General features: G+C 43.7%; 21 protein-coding genes and 1 tRNA gene. 18 read left to right on the forward strand and 4 right to left on the reverse strand.

The window, feature by feature from the left end:
- Positions 1–160: 160 nt before the first annotated feature.
- Genes K7G75_RS09375 through bshB1 form a run of 3 tightly spaced genes read left to right on the forward strand, consistent with a single transcriptional unit; the run spans position 161 to position 3,514 of the window.
- Positions 161–1,570: an MATE family efflux transporter gene (locus K7G75_RS09375; RefSeq protein WP_222983992.1), complete on the forward strand. Its 1,410-nt coding sequence runs from the start codon at positions 161–163 to the stop codon at positions 1,568–1,570.
- Positions 1,571–1,606: 36 nt separating this feature from the next.
- Entirely contained in the window at positions 1,607–2,779 is a 1,173-nt protein-coding gene (locus tag K7G75_RS09380) for a trans-sulfuration enzyme family protein (RefSeq protein WP_222983993.1), read from the forward strand.
- A gap of 12 nt (positions 2,780–2,791) precedes the next feature.
- Entirely contained in the window at positions 2,792–3,514 is a 723-nt protein-coding gene (gene bshB1 / locus K7G75_RS09385; protein WP_222983994.1) for a bacillithiol biosynthesis deacetylase BshB1, read from the forward strand.
- Between the two features lie 3 nt (positions 3,515–3,517).
- Here bshB1 and K7G75_RS09390 read toward each other — a convergent pair whose 3' ends face one another.
- Positions 3,518–5,602, reverse strand: coding sequence for a tetratricopeptide repeat-containing sensor histidine kinase (locus tag K7G75_RS09390; protein WP_262420310.1), 2,085 nt, complete (start codon positions 5,600–5,602; stop codon positions 3,518–3,520).
- A 276-nt stretch (positions 5,603–5,878) separates the two neighbouring features.
- Between K7G75_RS09390 and K7G75_RS09395 the strand changes: the two genes are divergently transcribed.
- Positions 5,879–5,954, forward strand: a tRNA-His gene (locus K7G75_RS09395).
- 164 nt (positions 5,955–6,118) lie between these two features.
- Here the strand turns inward: K7G75_RS09395 and K7G75_RS09400 are convergent.
- Together K7G75_RS09400 and K7G75_RS09405 are read right to left on the reverse strand one after the other, a co-directional pair.
- On the reverse strand, positions 6,119–7,510 hold the full coding sequence (locus K7G75_RS09400; protein WP_222983995.1) for a putative metal-binding motif-containing protein: 1,392 nt from the start codon (positions 7,508–7,510) through the stop codon (positions 6,119–6,121).
- A gap of 267 nt (positions 7,511–7,777) precedes the next feature.
- Complete coding sequence (locus K7G75_RS09405; RefSeq protein ID WP_222983996.1) at positions 7,778–9,334, reverse strand: M28 family peptidase; 1,557 nt, start codon at positions 9,332–9,334, stop codon at positions 7,778–7,780.
- 268 nt (positions 9,335–9,602) lie between these two features.
- Here K7G75_RS09405 and K7G75_RS09410 point away from each other — a divergent pair, with 268 nt between their 5' ends.
- Together K7G75_RS09410 and K7G75_RS09415 are read left to right on the forward strand one after the other, a co-directional pair.
- Complete coding sequence (locus K7G75_RS09410) at positions 9,603–10,859, forward strand: NAD(P)/FAD-dependent oxidoreductase (protein WP_222983997.1); 1,257 nt, start codon at positions 9,603–9,605, stop codon at positions 10,857–10,859.
- Between the two features lie 89 nt (positions 10,860–10,948).
- Positions 10,949–11,872 carry a hypothetical protein gene (locus K7G75_RS09415; RefSeq protein ID WP_222983998.1) on the forward strand — a complete coding sequence of 308 codons (924 nt, stop codon included), beginning with the start codon at positions 10,949–10,951 and terminating at the stop codon, positions 11,870–11,872.
- A gap of 12 nt (positions 11,873–11,884) precedes the next feature.
- Here K7G75_RS09415 and K7G75_RS09420 read toward each other — a convergent pair whose 3' ends face one another.
- Entirely contained in the window at positions 11,885–12,559 is a 675-nt protein-coding gene (locus K7G75_RS09420; RefSeq protein ID WP_262420311.1) for an alpha/beta hydrolase, read from the reverse strand.
- 31 nt (positions 12,560–12,590) lie between these two features.
- On the opposite strand from K7G75_RS09420, the gene K7G75_RS09425 reads away from it, so the two are divergent.
- The 12 genes from K7G75_RS09425 (at position 12,591) to K7G75_RS09480 (ending at position 25,175) form a co-directional block, all read left to right on the forward strand.
- Positions 12,591–13,013 carry a PaaI family thioesterase gene (locus tag K7G75_RS09425; RefSeq protein WP_222983999.1) on the forward strand — a complete coding sequence of 141 codons (423 nt, stop codon included), beginning with the start codon at positions 12,591–12,593 and terminating at the stop codon, positions 13,011–13,013.
- Between the two features lie 4 nt (positions 13,014–13,017).
- On the forward strand, positions 13,018–14,055 hold the full coding sequence (locus K7G75_RS09430; protein ID WP_222984000.1) for a chorismate-binding protein: 1,038 nt from the start codon (positions 13,018–13,020) through the stop codon (positions 14,053–14,055).
- 53 nt (positions 14,056–14,108) lie between these two features.
- Positions 14,109–15,845: a 2-succinyl-5-enolpyruvyl-6-hydroxy-3-cyclohexene-1-carboxylic-acid synthase gene (menD, locus tag K7G75_RS09435; RefSeq protein WP_222984001.1), complete on the forward strand. Its 1,737-nt coding sequence runs from the start codon at positions 14,109–14,111 to the stop codon at positions 15,843–15,845.
- A gap of 35 nt (positions 15,846–15,880) precedes the next feature.
- The gene (locus tag K7G75_RS09440) at positions 15,881–16,222 is read left to right on the forward strand and encodes a DUF2853 family protein (protein ID WP_222984002.1); all 342 of its coding nucleotides are present in this window, start codon (positions 15,881–15,883) and stop codon (positions 16,220–16,222) included.
- A gap of 76 nt (positions 16,223–16,298) precedes the next feature.
- Complete coding sequence (locus tag K7G75_RS09445) at positions 16,299–17,129, forward strand: CvfB family protein (RefSeq protein ID WP_222984003.1); 831 nt, start codon at positions 16,299–16,301, stop codon at positions 17,127–17,129.
- 128 nt (positions 17,130–17,257) lie between these two features.
- Complete coding sequence (locus K7G75_RS09450) at positions 17,258–17,857, forward strand: SPOR domain-containing protein (RefSeq protein ID WP_222984004.1); 600 nt, start codon at positions 17,258–17,260, stop codon at positions 17,855–17,857.
- A gap of 1 nt (position 17,858) precedes the next feature.
- Positions 17,859–18,767: a 1,4-dihydroxy-2-naphthoate octaprenyltransferase gene (gene menA, locus K7G75_RS09455; RefSeq protein ID WP_222984005.1), complete on the forward strand. Its 909-nt coding sequence runs from the start codon at positions 17,859–17,861 to the stop codon at positions 18,765–18,767.
- A gap of 33 nt (positions 18,768–18,800) precedes the next feature.
- Positions 18,801–19,559, forward strand: a complete 759-nt coding sequence (locus tag K7G75_RS09460; RefSeq protein ID WP_222984006.1) for a LytR/AlgR family response regulator transcription factor — start codon at positions 18,801–18,803, stop codon at positions 19,557–19,559.
- A gap of 559 nt (positions 19,560–20,118) precedes the next feature.
- Positions 20,119–22,080, forward strand: a complete 1,962-nt coding sequence (locus K7G75_RS09465; RefSeq protein ID WP_222984007.1) for a sensor histidine kinase — start codon at positions 20,119–20,121, stop codon at positions 22,078–22,080.
- A gap of 65 nt (positions 22,081–22,145) precedes the next feature.
- The gene (locus tag K7G75_RS09470) at positions 22,146–23,198 is read left to right on the forward strand and encodes an o-succinylbenzoate synthase (RefSeq protein WP_222984008.1); all 1,053 of its coding nucleotides are present in this window, start codon (positions 22,146–22,148) and stop codon (positions 23,196–23,198) included.
- On the forward strand, positions 23,189–24,127 hold the full coding sequence (locus K7G75_RS09475) for a CPBP family intramembrane glutamic endopeptidase (RefSeq protein ID WP_222984009.1): 939 nt from the start codon (positions 23,189–23,191) through the stop codon (positions 24,125–24,127). The genes K7G75_RS09470 and K7G75_RS09475 overlap by 10 nt, the downstream gene beginning before the upstream one ends.
- Positions 24,105–25,175 (forward strand): AMP-binding protein, encoded by a 1,071-nt coding sequence (locus tag K7G75_RS09480; RefSeq protein WP_222984010.1) that lies wholly within the window; start codon positions 24,105–24,107, stop codon positions 25,173–25,175. The genes K7G75_RS09475 and K7G75_RS09480 overlap by 23 nt, the downstream gene beginning before the upstream one ends.
- Positions 25,176–25,198: the final 23 nt, after the last annotated feature.

Consider the following 25,198-nt stretch of genomic DNA (forward strand, 5'->3'; position numbering starts at 1 on the left):
CCTTTTCTTTAAAAAAAAGTTGCATATTTGCTTCATCATGAAGCTATAAGAATTATGTACACGATAGATGTCACCTTTTCGCCAGGGCGAAATAAATAACCGAAAGACTTTTCGGAAAACTTGACATCACCTCCTCTTTGTTACACATAATTCTTTTAAAATGACACGCTTAAATACACACTCTTTTAAAAAATTCATCAATTATTTCTGGATAGCCGTGTCCGGAAAAGAAACCGAATTTACTTCAGGAAGCATCCGGAAGGCCATATTCATGCTATCCATTCCCATGATTTTGGAAATGTTGATGGAATCCATTTTTGCTTTGGTGGACATCGCCTATGTTTCCCAAGTAAGCGTAAATGCGGTGGCTACCATTGGCTTAACGGAATCCGTAATCACATTGGTCTATGCCCTTGCCATTGGGCTGAGTATGGCCGCCACGGCGATAGTTGCTCGCAGAATAGGGGAAAAGGACGTCCAGGGTGCCCGAATTGCAGCAGTGCAAGCCATTAGCCTTGGAATTTTGGTCTCGGTGGTTCTTGGAACCGTTGGTATCCTGTATCCAAAGGAAATTTTGGCCTTGATGGGTGCTGAACCAGAACTTATTGAAGAAGGGTATGGGTATACCCAATTTTTGATAGGAGGAAACATTACCATTGTGCTGTTGTTCATGATAAATGCCATTTTCAGGGGAGCTGGGGATGCCTCCATTGCCATGTGGGCATTGATTCTTTCTAACGGACTAAATATCATCCTAGATCCCATTTTCATTTTTGGATGGGGTCCTGTCCCAGAATATGGGGTTATGGGCGCAGGAATTGCGACCAATATTGGCAGGGGAAGTGCGGTGTTGTTCCAGTTGGGGATTTTGTTCTTTGGATGGGGCAGGATCAAGCTGGCTGTGAACGATTTGGTCCTGAACCTTAAGGTAATGGTCAACCTGATTAAAGTTTCCTTGGGTGGAATCGCCCAATTTTTGATTGGGACCTCCAGCTGGGTTTTCCTTATGCGGATCATGTCAGAGTTTGGGAGCGAAGTTTTGGCAGGTTACACCATTGCCATACGCGTAATGTTGTTCACCTTGATGCCTTCATGGGGCATGAGCAATGCGGCTGCTACCCTTGTGGGCCAGAACTTAGGGGCCAAACAACCCGAAAGGGCGGAAATATCGGTCTGGAAAACAGGAAAATACAATGCGTATTTCATGGCCTTGGTTTCCGTGGTATACTTGATTTTTGCCAAAGATATCGTTGCCGCCTTCAATGCCACACCAAGTGTGGTGGAAAATGGGGGACTTTGCCTGCAGATCATTGCCATGGGCTATGTGTTTTATGCCTACGGCATGGTAGTTACCCAAGCGTTCAATGGGGCAGGGGACACTAGGACTCCTACCAAAATCAATTTGGTTACATTTTGGATATTTCAGTTGCCTTTCGCCTATGTGGCCGCACTTGTATTGGGATGGGGAGCCACAGGTGTTTTTGTGGCGATTACCCTCGCCGAAGTGCTGTTGGCCATTATCGCCATGGTTTGGTTCAAAAAAGGAAAATGGAAGCAGGTCCAGGTATAAGTCATTTCTTTATCTTTAGGACAAAGTTTTTGTATCATGAAGTCTAAATATAAAGGAACAAATACCATTTGTACCCATGTTGGTGAGTTGGAGGATAAGCAGTTCAAGGGTGCTGTTTCCCCCCTGTACATGAGCACCTCATATGCCTTTGAGGATGTTCCTGTAAAAAGATACCCGAGATATTTCAACACACCCAACCAGGAAGCACTGTGCAAAAAACTGGCTGCCTTGGAACACGCCGAGGCAGCATTGATTTTTGGAAGTGGCATGGCTGCCATTAGCACGGCCCTTATGACCTTTTTGAGGGCGGGTGATCATATTGTGCTGCAACAGACGCTGTATGGTGGAACCTACAACTTTGTGGTCACGCAGTTGGAAAAGTATGGGATAGTCTATTCCTTCACCACAGGATGGGAGGTAGAGGACTTTGAAAAAGAAATCAAGCCTAACACCAAGGTCATATATATTGAGACCCCATCCAACCCACTTTTGACCATTACAGACCTAGCGGGGATTGCCAAACTAGCCAAAAAACACAGTGCCATATCCCTAATTGACAATACATTTGCCAGTCCAATCAACCAAAACCCCATTGATTTTGGTATTGATATGGTGCTTCACAGTGCCACAAAGTATATGGGGGGACATTCCGATATATGTGCCGGTGTTGTCGCAGCCTCGGAAGATAAAATCAAGGAAATTTTCCATAACGCCATCTGTTTTGGAGGTAGTTTGAGCGATTACACGGTATGGCTTTTGGAACGAAGTATCAAAACCATGGGATTGCGGGTCAGGGCCCAAACGGAGAATGCCATGAAAATGGCCAATTACCTGAGTGCACATGATGACATTGAAAAAGTCTATTATCCCGGGTTGCAGGACCATCCTGGGCATAAACTGGCCAAATCCCAAATGAAGGGTTTTGGGGGCATGCTCTCTTTTGAAATGAGAAACGATATCGATGTATCCCAATTTTTCAAGGAATTGAAGCTCATCAAGCCTTCCATGAGCTTGGCAGGAATAGAGACCACCATGCTCTCCCCCACAAAAACCTCACACGCCCTAATGAGCCCTGAGGATAGGGAAAAACAGGGAATAAAGGACTCTCTGATACGCTTTTCCATAGGTATTGAGGAGATGGAGGATTTGGTTGAAGACATTGAACAGGCTTTGGCTAAGGTGAAGAAACAGAGCAGGGTACACGCATAAGCAATTTTTATAATGAAGTTAGATATTTTAGTATTTGGCGCCCATCCCGATGATGCGGAGTTGGGAGCAGGGGCAACCATTGCCAAGGAAGTTTCCAAAGGAAAGAAGGTGGGCATCATCGATTTGACCCGGGGCGAACTGGGAACTCGTGGTACCGCCGAGATACGGGATAAAGAAGCCATCCGGGCAGCAGAAATACTTGGCATTGCCGTTCGCGAAAATTTGGAGTTTGCCGATGGATTCTTCACCAACGACCGGGAGCATCAGTTGGAAATAATCCGAATGATCAGGAAATATCAACCGGAAATAGTTTTATGCAATGCCATAGAGGATAGGCATATTGATCATGCCAAAGGCAGCAGTTTGGTCAGCGACGCCTGTTTTTTGAGCGGTCTGGTCAAGATTGACACCAAAATAGACGGGGACGACCAATGGCAGGAACCCTGGAGGCCCAAGGTGGTCTACCATTATATCCAATGGAAAAATTTGGAACCGGATTTTGTGGTCGATGTTTCTGATTTCATAGATAAAAAAACGGAAGCAATCTTGGCGTATGGCTCCCAGTTTTATGACCCCGATAGCGGGGAACCGGAAACCCCCATCAGTAGTAAAAATTTTATAGAAAGTGTGAACTACAGGGCCAGGGACTTGGGCAGATTGGTGGGTGTGGAATATGCCGAGGGCTTTACCACGGAGCGTTTTGTTGCGGTGAACAGCCTGGATGACCTTATCTAAGACCTAACTGGCCCACTGGTATTTTTTCTCGCCCTTGGGAACGGTAAAGTAGAATGATGAGCCTTTGCGCTGCACACTTTCCACCCATATTTCTCCTTTGTTCTTCAATACCATTTCCTTGCAAAGGGAAAGCCCCAGACCGGTGCCCCTTTCATTATTGGTGCCGTATGTGGTGATGTTGGTATCCTCAAATATTTTCTTCTGCATTTCTTCATCCATACCAACACCGGTATCACGGATCATGATCTGCCACATATTGGTTTTCTCCTCTGCCTCTATGGTAATGAGTCCATTTTCCGGAGTAAATTTAATGGCATTGCTAAGCAAATTCCGGATAACGATGTCTATTTGGTTCTGATCGGCCCAAATCAAGGGATTCTCAGGGAGCTGGTTCATTATTTTTATGGACTTGGAGGCCGCAATTTCGGATAGTAAGCTTATGTTGTTTTCAACAAGTTTGTCCAACTGAACATTTTTGGCCTTTGTGATCACACCGTTCAATTGAGTCTGTCCCCATGAAAGCAAATTGTTCAATGTAAAGGATATGTTTTCCACATCGGCCTTTAATTTTGGGATAAAGGACAGGAACTCATCTTTCTCGATATCGCCTTCGGTAAAGAGTTTCAACATGCTCTGCAGTGCGCCAATGGGGCCCCGTAGGTCATGACCGATTATGGAGAACAATTTGGTCTTGGTTCGGTTTATCTCGTTGAGCTGGTTTTCCCTTTCACTGATGGCCTGCGATTTTTTGTGCAGTTCCTTGTTGAGTTTTTTCTGGATTTTTTCACTGCGCCTTACCACAAATATGATGATGCTCAAAATAATCAGGATGATGACTGAAAAATAAATGTAGTTCCTTTGCTTGGCCAGTGCCAATTGGTTGGATTCTATCAGCTCTTGTTTCTCCTGTTCATACTGAAGTTTGGTTTCCAAAAGGGATAGACTCTGTTTGTTCTTGTCCCGGAAAAGGGAATCGGACAATTTCTTGAAATTTTCCATATAGGCCAAAGCCACAACATGGTCTCCCTTGTTCTTGTGCACTTTATATAAGGTTTCAGAGCAATCAATTTGCCCCTGAAGGGATTGTATTTTTTTTGACAGTTCCAATCCTTCCATGGCATATTCCATGGACAGCTCGTCCTTGCCCAGCCCTAGATATACCTTGGACATTCCATTGAACAACTGGATTTTTTCCCGGTCGTCATCCAATTGTTGGTTGTGCAGCATATTGCTTTGGTCGTACCAGTAGAGCGCCCATTGGTATTTTTCCTGTTCTAGATAGATACTTCCCTTCACTTCATAGGCGTAGGCCAACCAATCGTATACTTTGTGCTTTTCAAATGCGGCAATGCTCCTGTTGATGTTGAACATGGCATGCTTAAAGTCTTTTGCGTCCTTGTAGAGTGATGCCATGTTACTTTGCGTCTCGGCATAAATGATCTCATCATTGAGTTCCCGGTTTATCTTTTGGACGGTATCATAAAAGATGAGTGCATTTTTAAAATCTTTCTGGTCGGCATACAGACCCGCTATATTTTCATTGAGAATTGACAGCATTTCCTTGTGGTCCATTTGCTTGGCAATGTCAATACCCTTCAAATAAAGATTAAGGGCCTCGGCATAATCTCCCTCATAACTGAAGTTCTGCCCCAAGGCGTTCATGATGTCCAGTTCACATTTTTTGGTGTTGATTTCCTTGGCCAATTTCAGTCCTTTTTTAAACGTTGCCATGGAATTTTTTCTATCCCCTACATCGGAGTAGTAACTCCCAAGTGCATACAATGCCTTCACCTCACCACGTTGGTAATCTATGGCCTGGCAGTACTTGAGCACCCGCTTGGCTATGGAATGGAGGCTATCGTTGTTCACAAAGCGATAGGAAAAGGCAACATTGGTCAAGAGTTTTATATGGGTAGTGTCCCTGGGGTTGAACCTTTTGCTGGATTCCAATCGTTTAAGTCTGTATAGAAGACTATCCTTTGTGGAAACTTGGGCCTTTAGGGGCATACTTAGCATAAACATGCATAGCAAGAGTGCTATGAGCCACAGTTTTTGGTCAAGTTGAAGCGGTCTGTTCTGTTGGGGCATTGGTATATGCTATTATCTAAAGGCTTAAAAATACCTTGGCTCCATTTTATTAGGAATTAAATGTTGTGAAACACCGAATATTGTGTGTTTTATCGCAAAAAATGGGTATTTCATCGGTGTTTTGAATATAAAATGGGATTTCCTACGAATCAAAACCTAAAAGGTTTTCGTTGGGGAGGGAATCGGACTAGTATATTTTCAAAAATGGGATTATGTAAATTCTTTTTTCGTTTGGTTGGATCGATACAAAAAAGTATTTTTGCATCCGCTTTACATGGTGGTTGTAGCTCAGTTGGTTAGAGCGCTGGATTGTGGTTCCAGAGGTCGCCGGTTCGAACCCGGTCTTCCACCCAGAAATTTATAATTGATCCCAAACCATCTTTTGGTTTGGGATTTTTTTTGGATGTAAGGTAGAGAAGTCTGCTCCGAGCAAGGCCGAGGTGACTCCGGGCTGCTACTTAACAAAAAAATCCCGAAACAACATGGCTCGGGATTTTTTATACGATTTTATGTGACTTAATTATTGGGAGTGGACCGGATGTAGGTTATGGAATTTCCCATACTTACGTGAGGGATATCTATTATGGTCATCGTAAAATAGATGTTTTCCTCAACTAACCATACACCCAAGGTAATGTCCTTCAAATGATTAACCGAAGACATAGAATAATCGATGGCTTCATTCTGTATCTGCTGGGTGTTATCAACACCAAAATCATCAACAATATTTGTGGGTGACTCATTGTCATTTAAGAGGGAGCAAATGGTCACGATATTGTTAAGGCTATAAAAATGTGTAGGATCTCCTAAAGTACCGTACCAGTCAAAATTGTCCCAAGCTTGGCTGTTGCCCCCTTGTTCCAAAATGGCCCAACGCACGCCTTGGGGACCACCGTTGGGAATGGCATTGCCTACGGGAGCTATTGGGGCGTTCTGGGCTTTTCTTCCCAAATATTCCCATGGCAGGTCTTCATTTTCCGAGGGTACGAAATTAACCACATCTAGCCACCAGGCAATATTGGTTATGTATCCTTCGGTGGTTCGGGTCAGTGTAACGTTATCAGTTAATACATCCCAGGAGGCATTCGCTCCTTCGGCTGCCCAATCGTCATTTGCCAATTTACTAAACTGAAAATCTGGTCCGGACCAAATTACGGTTTCCATTTGCCCATCACAATTGCTATCAATACCATCGTTGGGGTTGTCTTCTGCATCTGGGTTTATGGTAGGGTCTTGATCATTGCAGTCCCCTGCCATTAAAGAGGAGTTTTCTGGAACTTCTTCACAAGGCTCGACAATGTTATAAATTTCTTCATTTCCATAGCCATCGTTATCCAAATCAAGATAATAAGTGATCTGCCCAGCACCGGGATTGGCGCCGGCATTGGTGTCATCACAATCATCACCGTTGGCTGCATACCCCTCGGGCGTGGGATCGCAGATAGGTACGGAAATGGTTTGTCCCAAGCCATCGCCATATCCATCATTGTCCAAATCGGGATAGTAAGTGGCCAAAACACCGGGATTTATGCTTGAGTCATCGTCATTGCAATCAAAGGCACCATCAAAATCGGTGTATTTGTTTGGGTCAGGGTTTACGCAGAACAGGATTGGGTCTCCAGTACCGAAACCGTCCCCATCATCATCCAAATAAAATGCAAGGGCGCATCCGGGATTTACGTTTGCGTCATTGTCATCGGCATCGCCGCCTTGAAGGACATATTGCCCAATATTGGTCTTAGGGGGACTGCACGCGGTGGCGGGTTCTCCGGCACCAAAATTGTCCTTGTCCTTATCAAGGTAATAGAGTTTTGTTTCGCAGTCGTCATCTTTGCTGCAAGAGAGCAGCACAAAAAAACTCAGGACCATTGTAAGTGCCAATGCCCTGATAAAAATGTTCTTTTCCATGATTTACTTGTGTAAAGAGGTTAATAATGGTGTAAAAGTAGATTTCATGGACTCCCTAATATGAGAGTAATTGACGGTTGGTGTTTTCGGGTTGATCAATGATGCGATTTGGCCAATAATCGGGTGAAATGTTCATAATTTTCGACGAACAACCTTATTTTCATTCCTTGAATGAGGTTTCGGCTGGGAATAAAAAGATAACCGACACCATCAAAAACAAAAAAACCTGCCAAACGGCAGGTTTTGCTAAAAAAATGGATCTGTATACTATTTTGTGGCCTTATCCACCTCCACTTTGTCATCCCTGTTGGCAACTTCCCAAGCGGTATGAAAAACGAGCCTTGTTCTGTTTTGCAATAGGTCATAGTTTATTTTGTCCGGGGTGTCGCCAGGACGGTGATAATCCTCGTGGGTACCATTGAAGTAGAATATGATGGGAATATTGTTCTTGGCAAAATTGTAGTGGTCGCTTCGGTAGTAGAAGCGATTGGGGTCGTTTTCATCGTTGTAGGTGTAATCCAATTCCAGGTTTGCATATTTTTGGTTCACTTCTTCCGACAGCTTGTGAAGCTCTGTGCTCAATTTATCCGACCCAATCAAATACACATAGTTTCGGTCTCCATCCCGTTTGGGGTCAATTCTGCCGATCATGTCTATGTTAAGATTGGCAACGGTCTGGGCGAGCGGAAAGACAGGGTCAAAGTCGGTGTAGTAACGGGAGCCCAGTAAGCCTTTTTCTTCTCCGGTAACATGTAAAAAAACAATGGACCTTTTAGGTCCTTCGCCCGCTTTGGACGCTTCTTTGAATGCTTCTGCTATCTCCAACAGGGCAACAGACCCAGAACCATCATCATCGGCACCATTGTTTATTTGTCCGTCCGCGGTAATGCCAATGTGATCTAGGTGGGATGAAATCACCACATACTCATTGGGTTTTTCTGTCCCCTTGATCACGGCGACCACATTTTCAGAGTCAACGATGTCGTTTCCGCTGGTGATGGCCAATTTTATGCTGACCAAGGCGGCTTTTGGATTATGGTCCTTATCGATATCATCCTTTAATGCCCTTGCGGATTTTTCATTCAATATGATGATGAAGTTGTCATCATTATCCCCCGCCAGCTGCATTTTGCCACTGTTGTTGGCTTTCATGTAATCAAAGTACCGTTTGAAGCGTGGAAAATTTGCGGTATCATAATAGAGCACTCCAGCGGCACCTTTTTCAGTGGCAAGCTCTGTTTTCTTTTGCATTGCTTCGGACATATTGCTCCAAACGGATTGTTCGGCAGTTCCCGAGACAATATAGTTTCCACTTTCATCCATAGGTTCGCCAGCCTTCATCAAAACCAGTTTACCTGTGACATCCACCCCGTCATAATCGGAATAGTTGCCTTCTTCCACACCATATCCTACATAAACAAGCGCATCATAATCGCCTTCGGCTGCAGAGAATGTCAAGAAGTCCTCACCCAGCGCCAGGGTAGCATTACCAATAATAATGTTCCCTACGGGAACGTTGGAAACCTCCAATGGCACTTTTTGAAAGTAGTCACCGCTGGTCTGGGCGGCAGGAACCCCCATGGCCTCATAGTGACTTTTAAGGTATTCCACGGCTTTCTTTTGTCCAGGCTTCCCCGTTTCCCTGCCCTCAAAGTCATCGGAAGCATAAATGTAAAGATGCTCCTTCAGTTCTTCTTCGGTAATGGTCTGCGCATAGGCGACCGGATTAGTGGGTTTTTGAGTCTGGGCCGTTTCAGAAACGGTCTTTTGGGACGTATTGCAGGAAATGGCTAATCCAAGGACGAGTAGTGCAGTGTGCTTCATGGATGTCATATTTTTATGAAATTTCCCAAAAGTAGTCAAAAGATCAATAAATAAGTGCTTTTTGGATTCTGGCAGATATTGGGAAAACACCTCAAAAAAAATTCGCTACGGTGCTTCCGCATCCTGGGACGGCGCTTTAACTTTGTCCGCGTATTTGGTAAAATACCATAAGGCCTAAAATTATTTTTAATCCCTATTTGCCTAAGGATTACTTTTACCAACTGTAATAAATCATTGAGTGTATTGTACCACTTTTTATTTCGATTAAATGGGAAGCAATAAGAATATTGTGGTTATTGGCGGGGGCATAATGGGGCTTTCCGCAGCGTATTTTTTGCAAAAGGAAGGCCATTCCGTCACGGTGCTGGACAAGTCGGAGATCAATTCGGGAGCCTCTTTTGTAAACGCGGGCTATATCACCCCGAGCCATATTGTTCCCCTGGCGGCTCCCGGGATGATTACCATGGGAATGAAGTATATGTTCAATTCTTCCAGTCCATTTTACATGCAACCCAGATTGGATCTGGATTTTATGAAATGGGCCTGGTATTTCAAGAAATCTTCTACCAAGGCCAAGGTGGAGCGGGCCATGCCCATAATCAGGGACATCAATCTGCTTAGCAGGGAATTGTATGAGGGGATGAAGGCTTCCAAGGAATTGGGGGATTTCCATATTGAGAAGAAAGGTCTTTTGATGATTTACAAAACGGAAAAGGCAAGGGACCATGAAATCCCGGTCGCAGAGAAGGCCGAGCAGATGGGCTTGGAGGTAAATTATTTGGATAGGGAAGGCCTTGGAAAAATTGAACCCAATATTGAGTTGGATGCCCTGGGTGCCGTGCATTATGAATGCGATAGGCATACCACCCCCGGCGAGTTCATGGAAAGAATGCTTGCCCATCTTCAGGATAAGGGAGTTCGCATCGTAAAAGGGGAACATGTGGTCGAGTTTGAAACGCAGGGGCAAAAAGTAAGGGCTATTCGAACCGATAAGGGAAAATATGCTTTGGATGAAGTGGTCGTGGCAGCAGGCTCTTGGAGTTCCCAATTGCTAAAAAAGTTGAATCTGAAATTGCCTCTTCAAGCTGGCAAGGGCTATCGCATCAATGTTGAAGCGCCCACCCAAATATCCATGCCCGCAATTTTGATGGAAGCCAAAATGGCTGTCACACCCATGAAGGGATTTACCCGTTTTGCCGGAACGATGGAATTTTCAGGAATAAACCATCAAATAAGAAAAGAAAGGGTGGAAGCCATTGCCAAAGGTGCGGAACGTTATTACAGGGGACTCAAAATCTCCGAGGACGACAAGGACAATGCCCAATGCGGGCTACGGCCCGTAACCCCTGATGGACTTCCATATATCGGGCGCATAAAATCCCATGACAATGTGGTGATTGCCACTGGGCATGCTATGATGGGTTGGAGTTTGGGTCCTGTTACCGGTAAGTTGGTGACCGAGCTGATTTCCGGCCAAAAAACTTCCTTGGATTTATCCCCTTTTGATCCAGAGCGAAAATTTTAGCGTCCTGTTTCCATATGTGGATATAATTTAGGCACGATGTGTGCATTAAATTTTTTAGTTGCCTGAATTCCAACTAATTTTGCCCTATGATGAAAAACTACGTCCCAATACTTCTCATCCTTCTTCAAAGCGTATTTCCGATTCATTCCCAAGAATTACGGATTTTTACGGTTGCAGACTATGACCTACACGGAAAGGTCAAGTCCTGTCTCGTGATTACCGACTATGGCAGGGAATTGTTTGAATTTAACGAAGCAGGACTACTGACAAAGACCGTTACCCAGTACAATGAATCCGACCAGGACATCACCATATATAGGTATGATGGTAAAGAGTTAGTGGAAAAACGAATGGAAAGCTACAAGAACAACGTACTGGATGAAGCCACTTCCATAGCCAATTTTTATTCGGTGGACAGCCTGCCCGAACGAAGGATTTTTGAAAAGATCATTTCGTATGACAAAGAGTTCTTGGAGCAACAGGAATACCAATACGATGATTTGGGCCGGTTGACCAAAATAGTCACATCAAGTTCTGGAGGCGTTGATGAAACCACTTTTGAATACACACCCTATAAGAACGAAATGACCACCAGTATTTTCAATAACGGGGTGCTTGAGAAATCAGTGAGGACTTCTGAAAGAAATGTGAAGGGTCGTATTCAACAAGTGGTGCTGACCAAGGAATATTTGGATGGTGAGCCGGATAGCGCCTTGGAGGAAGTCTATGACCAAAATGAAAAACTGGTCTCCAAAGAGCGCTTTCAATATGACCACGGCACAAAAAAATTCGCACCCGAGGAAAAACTGTTGTATCATTACTCAGATGGGATTTTGCAAAAAATCGTGACTGAAACCGTTACCACCAAATCCGTGGAGGAGTATATATTTCAATTTGATAACAGTCCGACAAAAAACTGGGTAAAACAAATAATCACTCCCAACAACACCTACACCACTCGGGTAATCACCTATTATCCGGAGGATAAAATCGCAGAGGACTCCAATCGCTGATGGACCAGCGTTTTAAATCAGGGTAGGGAGCAGCTCGGGTTTCATTTCGTGACCACCTTCAAAAGTAACGAGCTGCGCATGTCCCTTAAAGAGTTTTTCAATCTTTGTTTTTTCCAACTTCAATCGCTCAGGAAGCAGATAGGCGTCTTGGCTTCCATAGACCATTTTTATTGAAGTAAAGTTCCAATCGATAAAATCAAAGTCTTTTGGGGTCAATTCATTTGGAATGCCGCCGGCATATAGAATAAGTTCCTTACAGCGTACTTTGGTATGGGCCAACCAGCGCGATGCTATGGATACGCCCTGTGAAAAACCGAAAACTACCAGGTTCACCGAAGGCAGAATGTTTTCAGCTTCAAACACAGCATCCAGATAGCGGAGCACATTATCGATTTCCATTTGCGTGTTTTCCTTGGTCAGCCAACTCGCCCCCACATACTTATAATCGTTTTTCAGGTAGTATTTGGAAGGCGCTTGCGGAATCACCAGATAGTTTTCCTCGGGATCCAGGCTATCAAAATATTTCATGAAATATTTACTGAGATAGCCAATGCCATGAAATATCAACCAGACATTTTTGGTCTTATCGCCAAAGGTGTTTCCCGTCAAATAGATGTTTTGGGCCGTATAATCAACGGTCTTTTCATTTGAAACCATAAAGTCTGCATCCATGCGTTCGTTTGCCATAGCTTTGTGTAATTTTACAAAAAAATGGAGGATGGAAGCGCATAAAGAGAAAATTCTGTCGGTTTGTAACGAAATCTGCAAAGGGACGTTGATGGAGACCTTGGACATCGATTACATTGATGTTGGAGAGAACTTTTTGTTGGCCCGGATGCCCGTTACTCCAAAAGTGCACCAACCGGACGGCGTTTTGCATGGAGGCGCTTCTGTGGCCCTAGCCGAAAGTGTGGGAAGTGCGGCATCCTATATTTTTTTGGATGGCAAACAGTTCTTTGTCCGGGGAATCGAGATTTCCGCTAACCACGTTAAATCCATTAGGGAAGGATATGTCTATGCACGTGCTTCCCTGCTGCACAAGGGGAGGACCACACAACTGTGGGAAATCAAGATAACCAATGAGGAAGGTCATTTGATCTCCAACTGTAAATTGACCACCATTGCCCTGCCCAGAACCTAAAACTTTGGATACTATTTTTGACAAAATGACCGCTTCGTTAAAAGCGGACCTTCCATTTGTTGGCTATAGAAAACCAGGAGAAAAGCAGATAACAGTTATTTATCAGGATGGCAAGGTCCTGCATTGCGCCCCGAACTTCGAAGAGCGAGGGTTTGTGTTCGCACCGTTTGATAAGCGAAAGGAAATTGTTTTGATCAAGGCAGATGAAATCCAAACAGGAATTTTTGCAGAACCACCCTTTTCAGAAACAAAAAGCGTAAAACAGATTCCTTCAGGAAAACAGTTTCATATGGACCTGGTGCAAAAGGGGATAAAGGAAATCCAAACTGGAGGATTGGAGAAAGTGGTACTTTCTCGAAAGATAACAACCAAAAAGTCAAAAGGTGCGATTGAGATTTTCCAAGATCTTTTGCGAAGCTATCCAAGAGCGTTTACCTACTTGCTGCATCATCCCAAAGTGGGTCTCTGGTGTGGCGCGACCCCGGAAACTCTGGTCCAAATAAAGGATAGCAGAATAAAGACCATGTCCCTGGCGGCCACCATGGCATTTCAAGCAGGCAGTAAACCAGTATGGGGGACCAAGGAAATTGAAGAACAACGCCTGGTTTCGGAATATATGAAAACGAGATTGCTCCCTTTTACCACAAAACTGGATTTGGGAGAAGCTACATCCATAAGGGCAGGCAATCTATGGCATCTGCAATCAGAATTTATTGGGGAACTACTACCCAATGCGGATTTGGGCAAGCTGATTACGTCCCTACATCCAACCCCGGCCGTTTGTGGCATACCCGTGGCAATGGCAAATAAATTTATCAATGAAAATGAGGGCTATAATAGAAGCTTTTATACTGGATTTCTTGGAGAGCTAAACTTATGGAGTACTAAGGACCTGTCACTTTTTGTGAATCTACGGTGTATGGAACTCCACCACGAAACAGCCACAATTTTTGTCGGAGGGGGTATTACAGGGGCATCCGAACCGGAAAGTGAATGGATGGAGACACAGCACAAAAGCCAGACCATGCTAAGGGTACTCTAATTTGATGCTCGCCAAATTGGGGATTATTGTTTTGCAATGTATTTTTGCAATCCATGATGTACTCTTCCATTCCCTCTGCCCAAACATTGGTCCTTTATTTTCAATCCAGGGGGATCAAGCATATTGTTATTTCACCAGGTTCTAGAAATGCGCCACTGACCTTGGGTTTCACCAAAAATCTATACTTCAACTGTTATAGCATTGTGGACGAACGGTGTGCTGCTTTTTTTGCCCTGGGAATGGCACAGCAATTAAAGGAACCAGTAGCTGTTATCTGTACCTCGGGCAGTGCCTTGTTGAACTTTTATCCAGCCGTTGCCGAGGCATTTTACAGCGATATTCCCCTTATCGTGGTGTCTGCGGACAGACCAAGCTACCGGATTGATATAGGGGATGGACAGACCATCAGGCAGGAAGATGTGCTGGAAAAGCACATTGGATATTCGGCCAACCTCAGGTTGGATGTTACGCATGCATCAGAGGTCATAGCCAAGTTTGCCCCAGTTCTAATGCAGGAAACCCAGGAAGCGATACAAGCCTATAATGAACAAGAACTGTCAATTGCACTTGATGTTGCCAAATACGATAGCAGCCCGGTACATATCAATATTCCCTTTGAGGAACCTTTGTACGGACTTATGGAATCCCCAAACATAAAAATCGCTTCAGGGACTGAAAAGTTTACGGCATCCGAGCCAGATGAAAATTGGGACGAACTGGCAGCCAAATGGAACACCAGTCACCGGACAATGGTATTGGTTGGTGTGAATATCCCTGGAACCATGGAAAAGGAAACCCTGGAGGCCCTGGCAAAAGGTGGTTCAACCCTGGTTTTTACGGAAACCACTTCCAACATGCACCACCCGGATTTTTTTCCAAGTATTGATAGTATAATCGCTCCGATTGAAAAATCTGCGGATAGGGAACAACGGTTCCAAGCACTGCAACCCGATCTATTGATAACCTTTGGGGGAATGATTGTCTCCAAAAAGATCAAGGCCTTCTTAAGAAAATATGGTCCCAAGGCGCATTGGCATGTCGATTCGAAAAAAGCGTACGACACTTTTTTTGGATTGACCAAGCACATGAAGATGGACCCCAATGATTTTCTAAAGAAAATCAAACCGTCTGCCACTCCCAAAAGTCCGTATCGAATCCAATGGGAGGGGGTGAAAAGGAGCTATGAGGCTAGGAAGGAAGCCTATCTCAAACAGATTCCGTTTTCAGATTTTCTGGTTTATGATGAAATCATCAAATCCATTCCCGCAAATTTTCAGGTACACCTTGCCAACAGTTCCACGGTTCGTTATGCACAACTGTTCCCGATGGACCCTTCGCTGGCGGTGTTCTGCAACAGGGGGACAAGCGGTATTGATGGCAGCACCTCCACGGCGATTGGCAGCTCCATTCATGCCACAGCCCCGACCTTGTTGATTACGGGCGACCTAAGTTTTTTTTATGACAGCAACGCACTTTGGAACACCCATGTCCGAAAGGATTTCAGGATCATCATAATAAACAATGGCGGGGGAGGCATCTTTAGAATACTTCCGGGGAACGAGGACACAGAGGAATTTTCCACTTTTTTTGAGACCAGTCACCATCTCAATGCCGAACATTTGGCAAACATGTATGGATTTGGATATAAAAGTGCCTCCTATGGGGAATCATTGAAAAAGTGCTTGCACGACTTTTATGGACCATCGGACCGGCCTTTTATCCTGGAAATTTTTACCCCTAGCAAAGTCAACAATAAAGTTTTGCTCGACTATTTCGATTTCATATCTTAGGCCTATCGTATATAAACCGAAGAACACTGACAGTTATGAGCAAAAGGGATGAATTGATTGAAAAATACGCAGCGGACATCAAGGACAAATTTGGGGAGACACCGGACATGGAATTATTGACCAAGGTGGCCGTAGGATTAGGTCCCGCTATTTATAATTTGGATGCCTCTAAGGTTTCGGGCTCTGATGAAAAGGAATTGGAGACTGTAAAAAACAACTTTTTGATCAAAAAATTGGGTCTAAATGATAGTCCGGGCCTATTGGATGCCATCAATTCGGTAATTGACGGCTATGGCAGATCGGAAAAGAACAAATATCGCGCGGTGATTTATTATATGCTCGCAAAGTATTTTGGAAAGGAATCCGTATACAAGTAGAAATTATACCTTTTAAAGGCAAGCCGTCCGCTCGGGCGGTTTTTTTATACCTATCTTTTGGTTTCATTGTCGCTACATGATAGAACTGGGAAATTATAATAAATTGAAGGTCATACGCAGTACAAGCGTAGGTGTTTTTCTTAGTGATGATGAGGGAACCGAGATACTGCTTCCCAATAAGTATGTGCCCGAAAACATACAACTGGACATGGAACTGGAGGTTTTTTGCTACCTGGACCATAATGAGAGGCCAGTGGCAACCACTTTGAAGCCAAGAGTAATACGCAACGGTTTTGCCTTTTTGCAAGTGGCACAAGTATCAGATCACGGCGCATTTGTGGATTGGGGATTGGAAAAGCACCTTTTGGTACCTTTTAGGGAACAGGTCACTAAAATGGAGGAAGGCAAAAAATACGTGGTACATTGCTATTTGGATGAGAAATCGTTTCGACTTACCGGGTCAACGCGGACCAACAGATTCCTTTCCAATGAAGATGCCTCCTATGATATAAACGAAGAAGTAGACCTTCTTGTGGGCCGAAAAACACCATTGGGCTGGGAGGTCATCATCAACAACAAACACAAGGGATTGGTTTTTGCCAATGAGGTATTTGCACCTTTGCACATTGGAAGTGAATTGAAAGGCTACATCAAAAATGTAAGGGAGGACAACAAAATTGACGTGTCATTGCAGCCCATTGGCGCCAAGATGCTTGAACCCACAGCAAAGCGCATTCTTGATAAACTCCATGAGAACAAGGGGTTTCTGCCATTGCATGATAAGTCGTCACCGGATGAAATCAAAAAAGAACTGCAATTGAGCAAGAAAGCGTTTAAAAAGGGTGTGGGGGTCTTGTACCGGGAACGCAGAATAGCACTTGTGGAGGACGGTATTCGCTTGCTGTAACAATATATTCGGAAATTGCCCATTTAAGTTTTTTTCTTTCACCAAAAATTTTACATTTGTTGAATCCTGCATTAACTTATTGACAACTATGCTTTTAGCATGGTTTTTAACCAAATACCAAAGATTATATGCCTTTTATTGAAGAAAGTGATTTGTTGGACCTGCACAAGGACATAGATAAGGCCCAGATAATCAATGAAAGACTTTTAGATCAGATAAAGTTCAAAAACAAAGATCTGCGTAGATTAAAGCTGCAACGAAATGTACTGATGGGCATAACAGCACTCTTTTTGATCAGCGTCTTGGCCATCACTTCGTTCACTGCCGGCCTTAGCAGCAAGAAATCCTATGAAAACCAAAACAATCTGTTGGTTTCCATTGATAGCCTGGATGCGATAAAGACACGGATAGACAACCTCAGGACACAGAACGAAGAATTGAGTCTTGTTCGGGAGTTTTATCTTGCCAGAGCATTTTTGGACAAGGAAAAAATCTATTCCGTTCAGGTCAAATCCTTTGTGGACAACAACATCACTTTGGCGTCGGAAGCGCTCACCAATACACTTTTTGTAAAAACAAATCCCTTTTACGCCTATTCCCTAGGAAATTTTGAGACATTGGATGAGGCCCAATCCTTCAGGAAGCAATTGGTTGCCATGGGCTTCAAGGATGCATTTGTAGCATCGTACAAGGACGGGAAGCGTATAAAAATTGAAGACCCTTATTAATTTGGGATCATTAAAAACCTGGGTGCAGGCGGCAAGATTGCGCACCCTTCCATTATCACTTTCAGGGATTATCGTGGGCACCGCCCTTGCCATGAAACAGGGTTTTTTTGACCTGGGTATTTTTGTGTTGGCCCTATGTACGACCGTGGGGTTTCAGGTGACCTCCAATTTTGCCAACGATTATGGTGATGGGGTAAAGGGTACTGACAATGAGGATAGAATCGGTCCCGCCCGAGTGCTCCAAAGCGGACTTCTTTCCCGAAAAGCCCTAAAAAAAGGTATTTTGATTGCCATAGGCGTTACCATGGTTCTTGCTATTGGTCTTCTCTATAGGGCTTTTGGAAATGATAATTTCGGCCTGTTTTCCTTCTTTTTTATACTGGGGGTATTGAGTATTTGGGCTGCCGTTCGCTACACGGTGGGGTCCCACGCTTATGGTTATATGGGCTTGGGAGATTTGTTTGTATTTCTCTTCTTTGGATTGTTGGGGGTACTGGGCAGTATGTTTTTGTATACAAAATCGATTGGTTGGAGTGCATTGCTTCCGGCGATAGGAATAGGACTCTTGTGCGTTGGTGTGCTTAATCTCAATAATCTTAGGGACATACATTCTGATAAGAAGCATGGAAAGAACACCTTGGTCGTCAAAATGGGATTTAAGAAAGGCAAGCGTTACCATGTTTTTTTGATTGCAATGGCATTTATCTGTTTTTCCATGCATGCATGGGTTGAACATTTGAGATGGAAGGATTCCTATTTTCTGCTGGCATTTTTGCCCATGGCCATCCATCTAAAAAAGGTAGTGTTTACCGAAGAACCAGGGGAACTTGATGGAGAACTTAAAAAATTGGCACTCAGCACTTTTTTACTATCCCTGTTGTACTGTTTTGCTGTAAATAATTTTTTGTAATTTTGAGATGCAACCCACTAAACTTTGAACGATTTGGAACATCCGATTAAAATATTGATTGTAGAGGACAATGTGATCATCGCTGATGACATGCAGTCCATGCTGGAAGAGATCGGCTATGAGATCGTGGACAATGTTATTGTATATGAACAGGCCGTTGATGTATTGAAGAACAATCACGTGGATTTAGTGCTCATAGACATTATATTGGCTTCCGATAAAACAGGCATAGACCTTGGAAAGCACATCAGGGACAATTATAACATTCCATTTATTTTTGTCACCTCAAACTCCGATAGGGCCACCGTCGAGAATGCCAAAACGGTCAAACCGGACGGTTATTTGGTCAAACCCTTCGAGCAACAGGACCTATATACCTCAATTGAGATTGCACTTTCCAATTTCAACTATAACTCAAAAATGAGGGATAACATGACGGATGACAGTGGTGATGGCGAAGGTATTGTCTCCAACTCCATCCTAAAGGATTCCATCTTCGTAAAAAAACAACATCTATATTATAGAATTCAGTTTGAGGATATCCAGTTCATCAAAGCGGACAATGTATACCTAGAGGTAAATACGGTGGACAAGAAATTTTTGGTGCGCTCTCCACTCAAGGATTATTTGGAAAAATTGCCACGCAACAAATTTTATAGAGCACACAAATCCTATATCGTAAATGTGGACCATATTGATGCCATCAATTCCAAGGACATCATGATCAACAATAACCTGATTCCAATTTCCAAGGATTTTAAGGAGTTCATCATCTCGTCCATGAACAGTTGATACAATTCGTAAGAAACCATGAAGAACGCCCCAATCTCTGGGGCGTTTTTTTGTTTTATGGTCCTTAAAAAGGCCATCACCACAATTATCAAGGGCTTCGCAACAATAATTTCCATCTACGGCGGCAGTGGTATACTTTAGCTATGTAATTGATTCAGAAAGTAATTTTTTCATTTTCATATAGTGTTCTCGTAAAAGGGTCTTGTGGTAAAAGCAAGGCCTTTTTCAATTGTTATAGGGCCGTAAATCGCCCAACTCCGTGAAATGCACAAAAACATCGACCAATTGCACTTTAACATACGGCCAAGTAACTTTCACAACAGAAATTGAAGGTTTCACAACAATCCCAATCAAGTCTCTCCCAATGAATCTAATTTTGAAAGTAATATAACGTTCTTTATATACCCCATACGTTGACCAAGAGTGCATTTTCAAACAGGTTTTGTACAACCTTTTAAAACAGCGCAGAGTTACATTCAACAATAAGGGGCTATTAGCAGTAAAGGGCACATAAACAATAGCATTTCGGGTTTTTTTGAATGTACTATCAGGTAAATTAATGGAACGTTACGCCAGATTCTTCTTCATTTTCCTTTTAATGGCATCCGTGCAGATGGCCACGGCCCAATCCTTGGAGGGAGAAAGGCAAAACGTGCTTGATGACTTCCAGTCTACACAGGGCGCCCCGGAAAGATTTAGAGTGTTTTTTGGTTCAGTGAACCGATATGATATCAATTCCGCTTACGATTGGTTGGATACCGTGAAGGTATACCTGGCCAACTCCGAAAAGACCAAGGATACCTTTGCCATGCGATTGTACAAGGTAATGCAGGCACAATTGTACAACGACCTGGGAGAATTCGACAAGAGTACCGCCCTGGCCAAGGAACTTCATACCGAATTGGATTCCCTGGATTCCGATTCCAGAAAAGTCGTGCTGAACGTGTTGGATGATAACTATGCCAACCTGCAGTTGTTCGACAAGCAAATCGAGATAAGAAAGCAAAAAAGGGAGCTGGGCATAACGGAGAATGTCGCCTTTTACGATATATACAGCAACCTAGGGCTCTACAGAAAGGCCAGGAACCAATACATCATGGAGGTTAAGCCCACCATTGCCGACAACGATTCCTACGGGTTGGCCAGATACCATGGAAAGGTGGGCAATTATCTGCGATTGGACAATTCGGCGCCAACAGCGATGAGCGAACTGAAAAAGGCAAAGGCCTATTTGGATGTTTTTATCAACGATATTTCCATACAAAAATCCGAAGAACAGCTTTTTGAGAGCGATCTTTTAAAAGCGGAAATAGAGGGCAATATCGCCAAGTGCCATGTGATGTTGGGCGAATATGAAGAAGCTATCCCTCTTTTGGAAAACAGTATTGAGGTTCTGAACGGATCACCCAAGAACAACCATAAGAGTGAGGTGGTGGACAATACCCTGTATCTGGCCGATGCCAACCTGCAGTTGGAAAAGTTCCTGGCCGCAAAGCGAATGTTAGACATTGATTTTGACAATATCAGCGTACTTCAGAACATCAAGAGAAACAGTTTGCTCGCAGAGTACTATGACAAGGTGGAGAATTATAGAAACGCTGCCACCTACTACAAACGAAATGAACGGATCAAGGATTCCTTGGCGCAAAAGCAGTCCGCACTTATAAAACAACAATTGGTCACCATTGTGGCCAACGAGGATTTGGAGAATTCCCAGCGTTTGATTGACGAACAGAAACGAATCAACGAACTGGCACGTAGCGAAATGAAGGCCAAGGATGAGAGGATCAATTTGGTGTTCATTTCCCTCATCTTCACCTTGCTCGGTTTCGCGGGATTGGTCTATGCCTACTTAAAAAGTATCAAGAACCAACGTTTGATCGCGGAACAGAAGCACATAATCGAGAACGCCCTTATCGAAAAAGATTCCTTGTTGAAGGAGATTCACCACCGGGTGAAGAACAACCTGCAAATGGTTTCCAGCCTGTTGAGCCTCCAAACCAAGAATACCCGAAGCAAATCGGCCATAGAAGCCTTGGAAGAAGGAAAGAGCCGGGTAAAGGCCATGGCATTGATCCATCAAAAGCTTTATCAAAATGATGACCTATCGGTGATAGAAATGCAAGGGTATATCGAAAGCCTCATCAACAGTGTGCAATCCGTGTATAAAAAAGGAGGGCATAACATCAACATCACCATTGATGCGGAGGGCACAGAATTGGATATTGACCGGGCAATCCCATTTGGATTGATTTTGAACGAATTGGTCTCCAATTCCTTCAAATATGCGTTCCCGGGCAATGACGATGACGGAAAAATATACATCCATTTGAGAAAAAATGGCAGCCAGGGCTATTTTGAATATACCGATAATGGTGTGGGACTTCCGGAGGATACCGACGACCATAGCCACTCTTCCATGGGAATACGACTGATCAACCGATTGGTGAACCAATTGCAATCCAAACTGAACATTGACAAGAATGTGGAGGGGGTACGCTTTTGGTTTAATTTCAGTTAAGGCCCAAAATCCGCTTTATTTCTCCCTTGTTTTGGATTCAAAAAAGCTAAATTTGAATCCATCGAATGAAAGCTACCTACACAAAGTACAATCTTGATTTTAAGGTCCCAAGCGGTACTTCCCGAGGAGTGCTTGCCCAAAAGGAAACCTGGTTCATACTTTTGGAAGAAGAAGGTAACATGGGGGTAGGCGAATGTGGAGTTTTGCGTGGCCTTAGCTTTGATGATGTGCCGGATTATGAGGAGCAACTGGCTTGGACCTGCCAGAACATTGCATTGGGAGAGGCTGAACTTTTGAAACGATTGACCTTGTTTCCTTCCATACGTTTTGGTCTGGAACAGGCTTTTTTATCCCTCAGATCCAAAGATCCTTTCAAGCTTTTCCCCTCTAACTTCACTGAGAAAGAAGAACCAATAGCCATCAATGGACTGATTTGGATGGGTGATGAGACATTTATGCTCTCGCAATTGGAACAAAAACTGCAGGAGGGTTTTAAGTGCATCAAAATGAAGATAGGGGCCATCGATTTTGAGAAAGAACTGGCAATCCTTCATTCGATAAGAAATCGCTTTTCTAAAGAAGAAATTGAACTTCGTGTGGATGCGAACGGAGCTTTTGGCCCTCATGAAGCGATGGGAAAGCTGCAAGAATTGTCCGCATATCAAATCCATTCCATAGAACAGCCCATAAAACCCAGGCAATGGCATGCCATGGCCCAACTGTGTGAAGATACCCCTTTGCCAATTGCACTGGATGAAGAATTAATTGGCATATTTGATGTAACCGAAAAGGAAAGAATGCTACAAACCATTAAGCCACAGTACATCATTCTGAAACCAAGTCTGGTGGGTGGTTTTGCTGCCTGCAGCGAATGGATTTCCCTGGCGGAACAGAACAACATAGGTTGGTGGATCACGAGCGCCCTGGAAAGCAATATCGGGCTCAATGCCATAGCCCAATGGACCTATACCCTTGAAAATGAAATGCCGCAGGGTTTGGGCACTGGCAGTTTGTACACCAATAACTTTACATGTCCGCTGGAAGTTGCAAATGGAAACTTATATTATAGAAAAGAAAGGAACTGGAACTTGGATTTAATCAAACAACTATGTATATAGAACAAGGATATAAGGGAAACATCGGTCTTTGGAAATATGCCATTATCCCTGTGGCATTTATTGCATTTATGGCCTTGAACTACATTGCCACCATTACTTCCCCGGTGAGTGTGGAGGAAACAATGGCACAAATAATTGAGAAGTTGGGTTCCAATCTGGTCTTGATCATTTTACTGGCCCCCCTTGCGGTTGGTCTTTTGGTTGTGCTATTGTGGACCTATATTGTTCATCAACAGTCCATTACGTCCCTGACCACCTCACGAAAGCGAATTGATTGGAAGCGGGTTTTTTTCGCCTTTGCCTTTTGGGGAGGAATTACCGTTTTGCTCACGGGAATCGACATTTACTTCTCACCCGATGACTACGTGCTTAATTTTGATGCCCAAAAGTTCATTGTGCTGCTCATTATTGCCATGATCTTGATTCCTATGCAGACAAGTTTTGAGGAATATTTGTTTAGGGGGCACATGTTGCAGGGGCTCGGCATTTGGGCCAAGAACCGTTGGGTTCCCTTGGTCGTCACCTCGGTTTTGTTTGGATTGATGCACCTTGCAAACCCAGAGGTTGAAAAATTGGGTTATGGTATTATGGTATACTACATTGGAACGGGTTTCTTTCTTGCCATTTTAACCCTAATGGATGAAGGATTGGAACTGGCCCTGGGTTTTCATGCCGCCAATAATTTGATAACGGCCCTACTGGTCACCGCGGACTGGACAGCTTTTCAGACCCATTCCATCTATCGCGATGTGTCCGAACCGGCCTTGGGTTGGGACGTTTTCATTCCGGTGCTTGTGATTTATCCCCTTTTATTGCTGTTTTTTGCCAAAAAATATGGTTGGAAAAATTGGAAAGAAAAACTTTTCGGGAAGGTATTGGACCAACAGGAATTTCTAACTAAAAACGATGAACAGTCCCACATGGCTTGATGTCCATCCCAGTTTCAAACTCAATGGAATACATTATTCCGCCATGGATTTGGGAGAGGTGGGCTATAGTTTGATAAAAGAGGGCGAACCTTTTGAGATGGCCATAGGCGAGTTCCTACTGGACTGGATTTCTCCGAACGAACATATCGATGTCTTTACCTCTGGTTCAACTGGTAAACCAAAATCAATTCCAATTAAGAAGGTATGGATGATGGAATCTGCAAGGGCAACCGGAACCTATTTCCATTTGGGGCCAGGAACCAAAGCCCTCTTATGTTTGTCCTGTTCAAGTATCGCTGGAAAGATGATGTTGGTCCGTTCAATGGTCTTGGGTTGGCAACTGGATTATGTAGAACCTAGTATTGACCCCCTTTCTCTTATAACTAAAGAATATGATTTCACGGCCTTGGTTCCCTTACAGGCCCAAAACTCCTTGGAGAAATTACCAAAAATAAAGAAGTTGATCATCGGCGGAGCACCTATTGGGGACCGCTTAAAAAAAGAACTGCTGGGATTGCCAACAGAAGTTTATGAGACCTATGGAATGACGGAGACCATAAGCCATGTTGCCATTAAAGATTTAAGGAAGAATAAGGACGGATTCCACGCATTGCCCGATATAAGTTTTGAACAGGATAAAAGAACATGTTTGATCATACACGCGCCCAAGCGCTCACCACACCCCATCGTCACCAATGATTTGGTGGAACTCCATGATGAAACCCATTTCAAGTGGCTGGGTCGATACGATTCCATCATCAATTCCGGTGGAATAAAGCTGATTCCAGAACAAATCGAAAAAAAACTGGCCACCATTATTCATGCTCGTTTCTTTGTTGCCGGCATCGAGGATGAAGCTCTGGGTCAACGCCTGATTCTGGTCGTTGAAGACCCAAAATGCAACAAGGACAAGCTGTTTCATCAAATAAGGGCGTTGCAAGCACTTGATAAATACGAAGTGCCGAAGGATATCTTCTGTTTGGATTTATTTATAGAGACCAGCACTGGAAAAATTCAACGTGATAAAACTTTGTCCCTTATAGTCTGAGTTTCGTAACTTTCCTGTATAAT

It is taken from the genome of Flagellimonas meishanensis (genome assembly GCF_019880545.1).
Taxonomy (GTDB): Bacteria; Bacteroidota; Bacteroidia; order Flavobacteriales; family Flavobacteriaceae; genus Flagellimonas; species Flagellimonas meishanensis.

Bases quoted from the DNA above. Each gene is read 5' to 3' on its own strand.
- K7G75_RS09375 (WP_222983992.1), top strand. From the start codon at position 161: ATGACACGCTTAAATACACACTCTTTTAAAAAATTCATCAATTATTTC.
- K7G75_RS09380 (WP_222983993.1), top strand. From the start codon at position 1,607: ATGAAGTCTAAATATAAAGGAACAAATACCATTTGTACCCATGTTGGT.
- bshB1 (WP_222983994.1), top strand. From the start codon at position 2,792: ATGAAGTTAGATATTTTAGTATTTGGCGCCCATCCCGATGATGCGGAG.
- K7G75_RS09390 (WP_262420310.1), bottom strand. From the start codon at position 5,602: ATGCCCCAACAGAACAGACCGCTTCAACTTGACCAAAAACTGTGGCTC.
- K7G75_RS09400 (WP_222983995.1), bottom strand. From the start codon at position 7,510: ATGGAAAAGAACATTTTTATCAGGGCATTGGCACTTACAATGGTCCTG.
- K7G75_RS09405 (WP_222983996.1), bottom strand. From the start codon at position 9,334: ATGAAGCACACTGCACTACTCGTCCTTGGATTAGCCATTTCCTGCAAT.
- K7G75_RS09410 (WP_222983997.1), top strand. From the start codon at position 9,603: ATGGGAAGCAATAAGAATATTGTGGTTATTGGCGGGGGCATAATGGGG.
- K7G75_RS09415 (WP_222983998.1), top strand. From the start codon at position 10,949: ATGAAAAACTACGTCCCAATACTTCTCATCCTTCTTCAAAGCGTATTT.
- K7G75_RS09420 (WP_262420311.1), bottom strand. From the start codon at position 12,559: ATGGCAAACGAACGCATGGATGCAGACTTTATGGTTTCAAATGAAAAG.
- K7G75_RS09425 (WP_222983999.1), top strand. From the start codon at position 12,591: ATGGAAGCGCATAAAGAGAAAATTCTGTCGGTTTGTAACGAAATCTGC.
- menD (WP_222984001.1), top strand. From the start codon at position 14,109: ATGATGTACTCTTCCATTCCCTCTGCCCAAACATTGGTCCTTTATTTT.
- K7G75_RS09440 (WP_222984002.1), top strand. From the start codon at position 15,881: ATGAGCAAAAGGGATGAATTGATTGAAAAATACGCAGCGGACATCAAG.
- K7G75_RS09445 (WP_222984003.1), top strand. From the start codon at position 16,299: ATGATAGAACTGGGAAATTATAATAAATTGAAGGTCATACGCAGTACA.
- K7G75_RS09450 (WP_222984004.1), top strand. From the start codon at position 17,258: ATGCCTTTTATTGAAGAAAGTGATTTGTTGGACCTGCACAAGGACATA.
- K7G75_RS09465 (WP_222984007.1), top strand. From the start codon at position 20,119: ATGGAACGTTACGCCAGATTCTTCTTCATTTTCCTTTTAATGGCATCC.
- K7G75_RS09470 (WP_222984008.1), top strand. From the start codon at position 22,146: ATGAAAGCTACCTACACAAAGTACAATCTTGATTTTAAGGTCCCAAGC.
- K7G75_RS09475 (WP_222984009.1), top strand. From the start codon at position 23,189: ATGTATATAGAACAAGGATATAAGGGAAACATCGGTCTTTGGAAATAT.
- K7G75_RS09480 (WP_222984010.1), top strand. From the start codon at position 24,105: ATGAACAGTCCCACATGGCTTGATGTCCATCCCAGTTTCAAACTCAAT.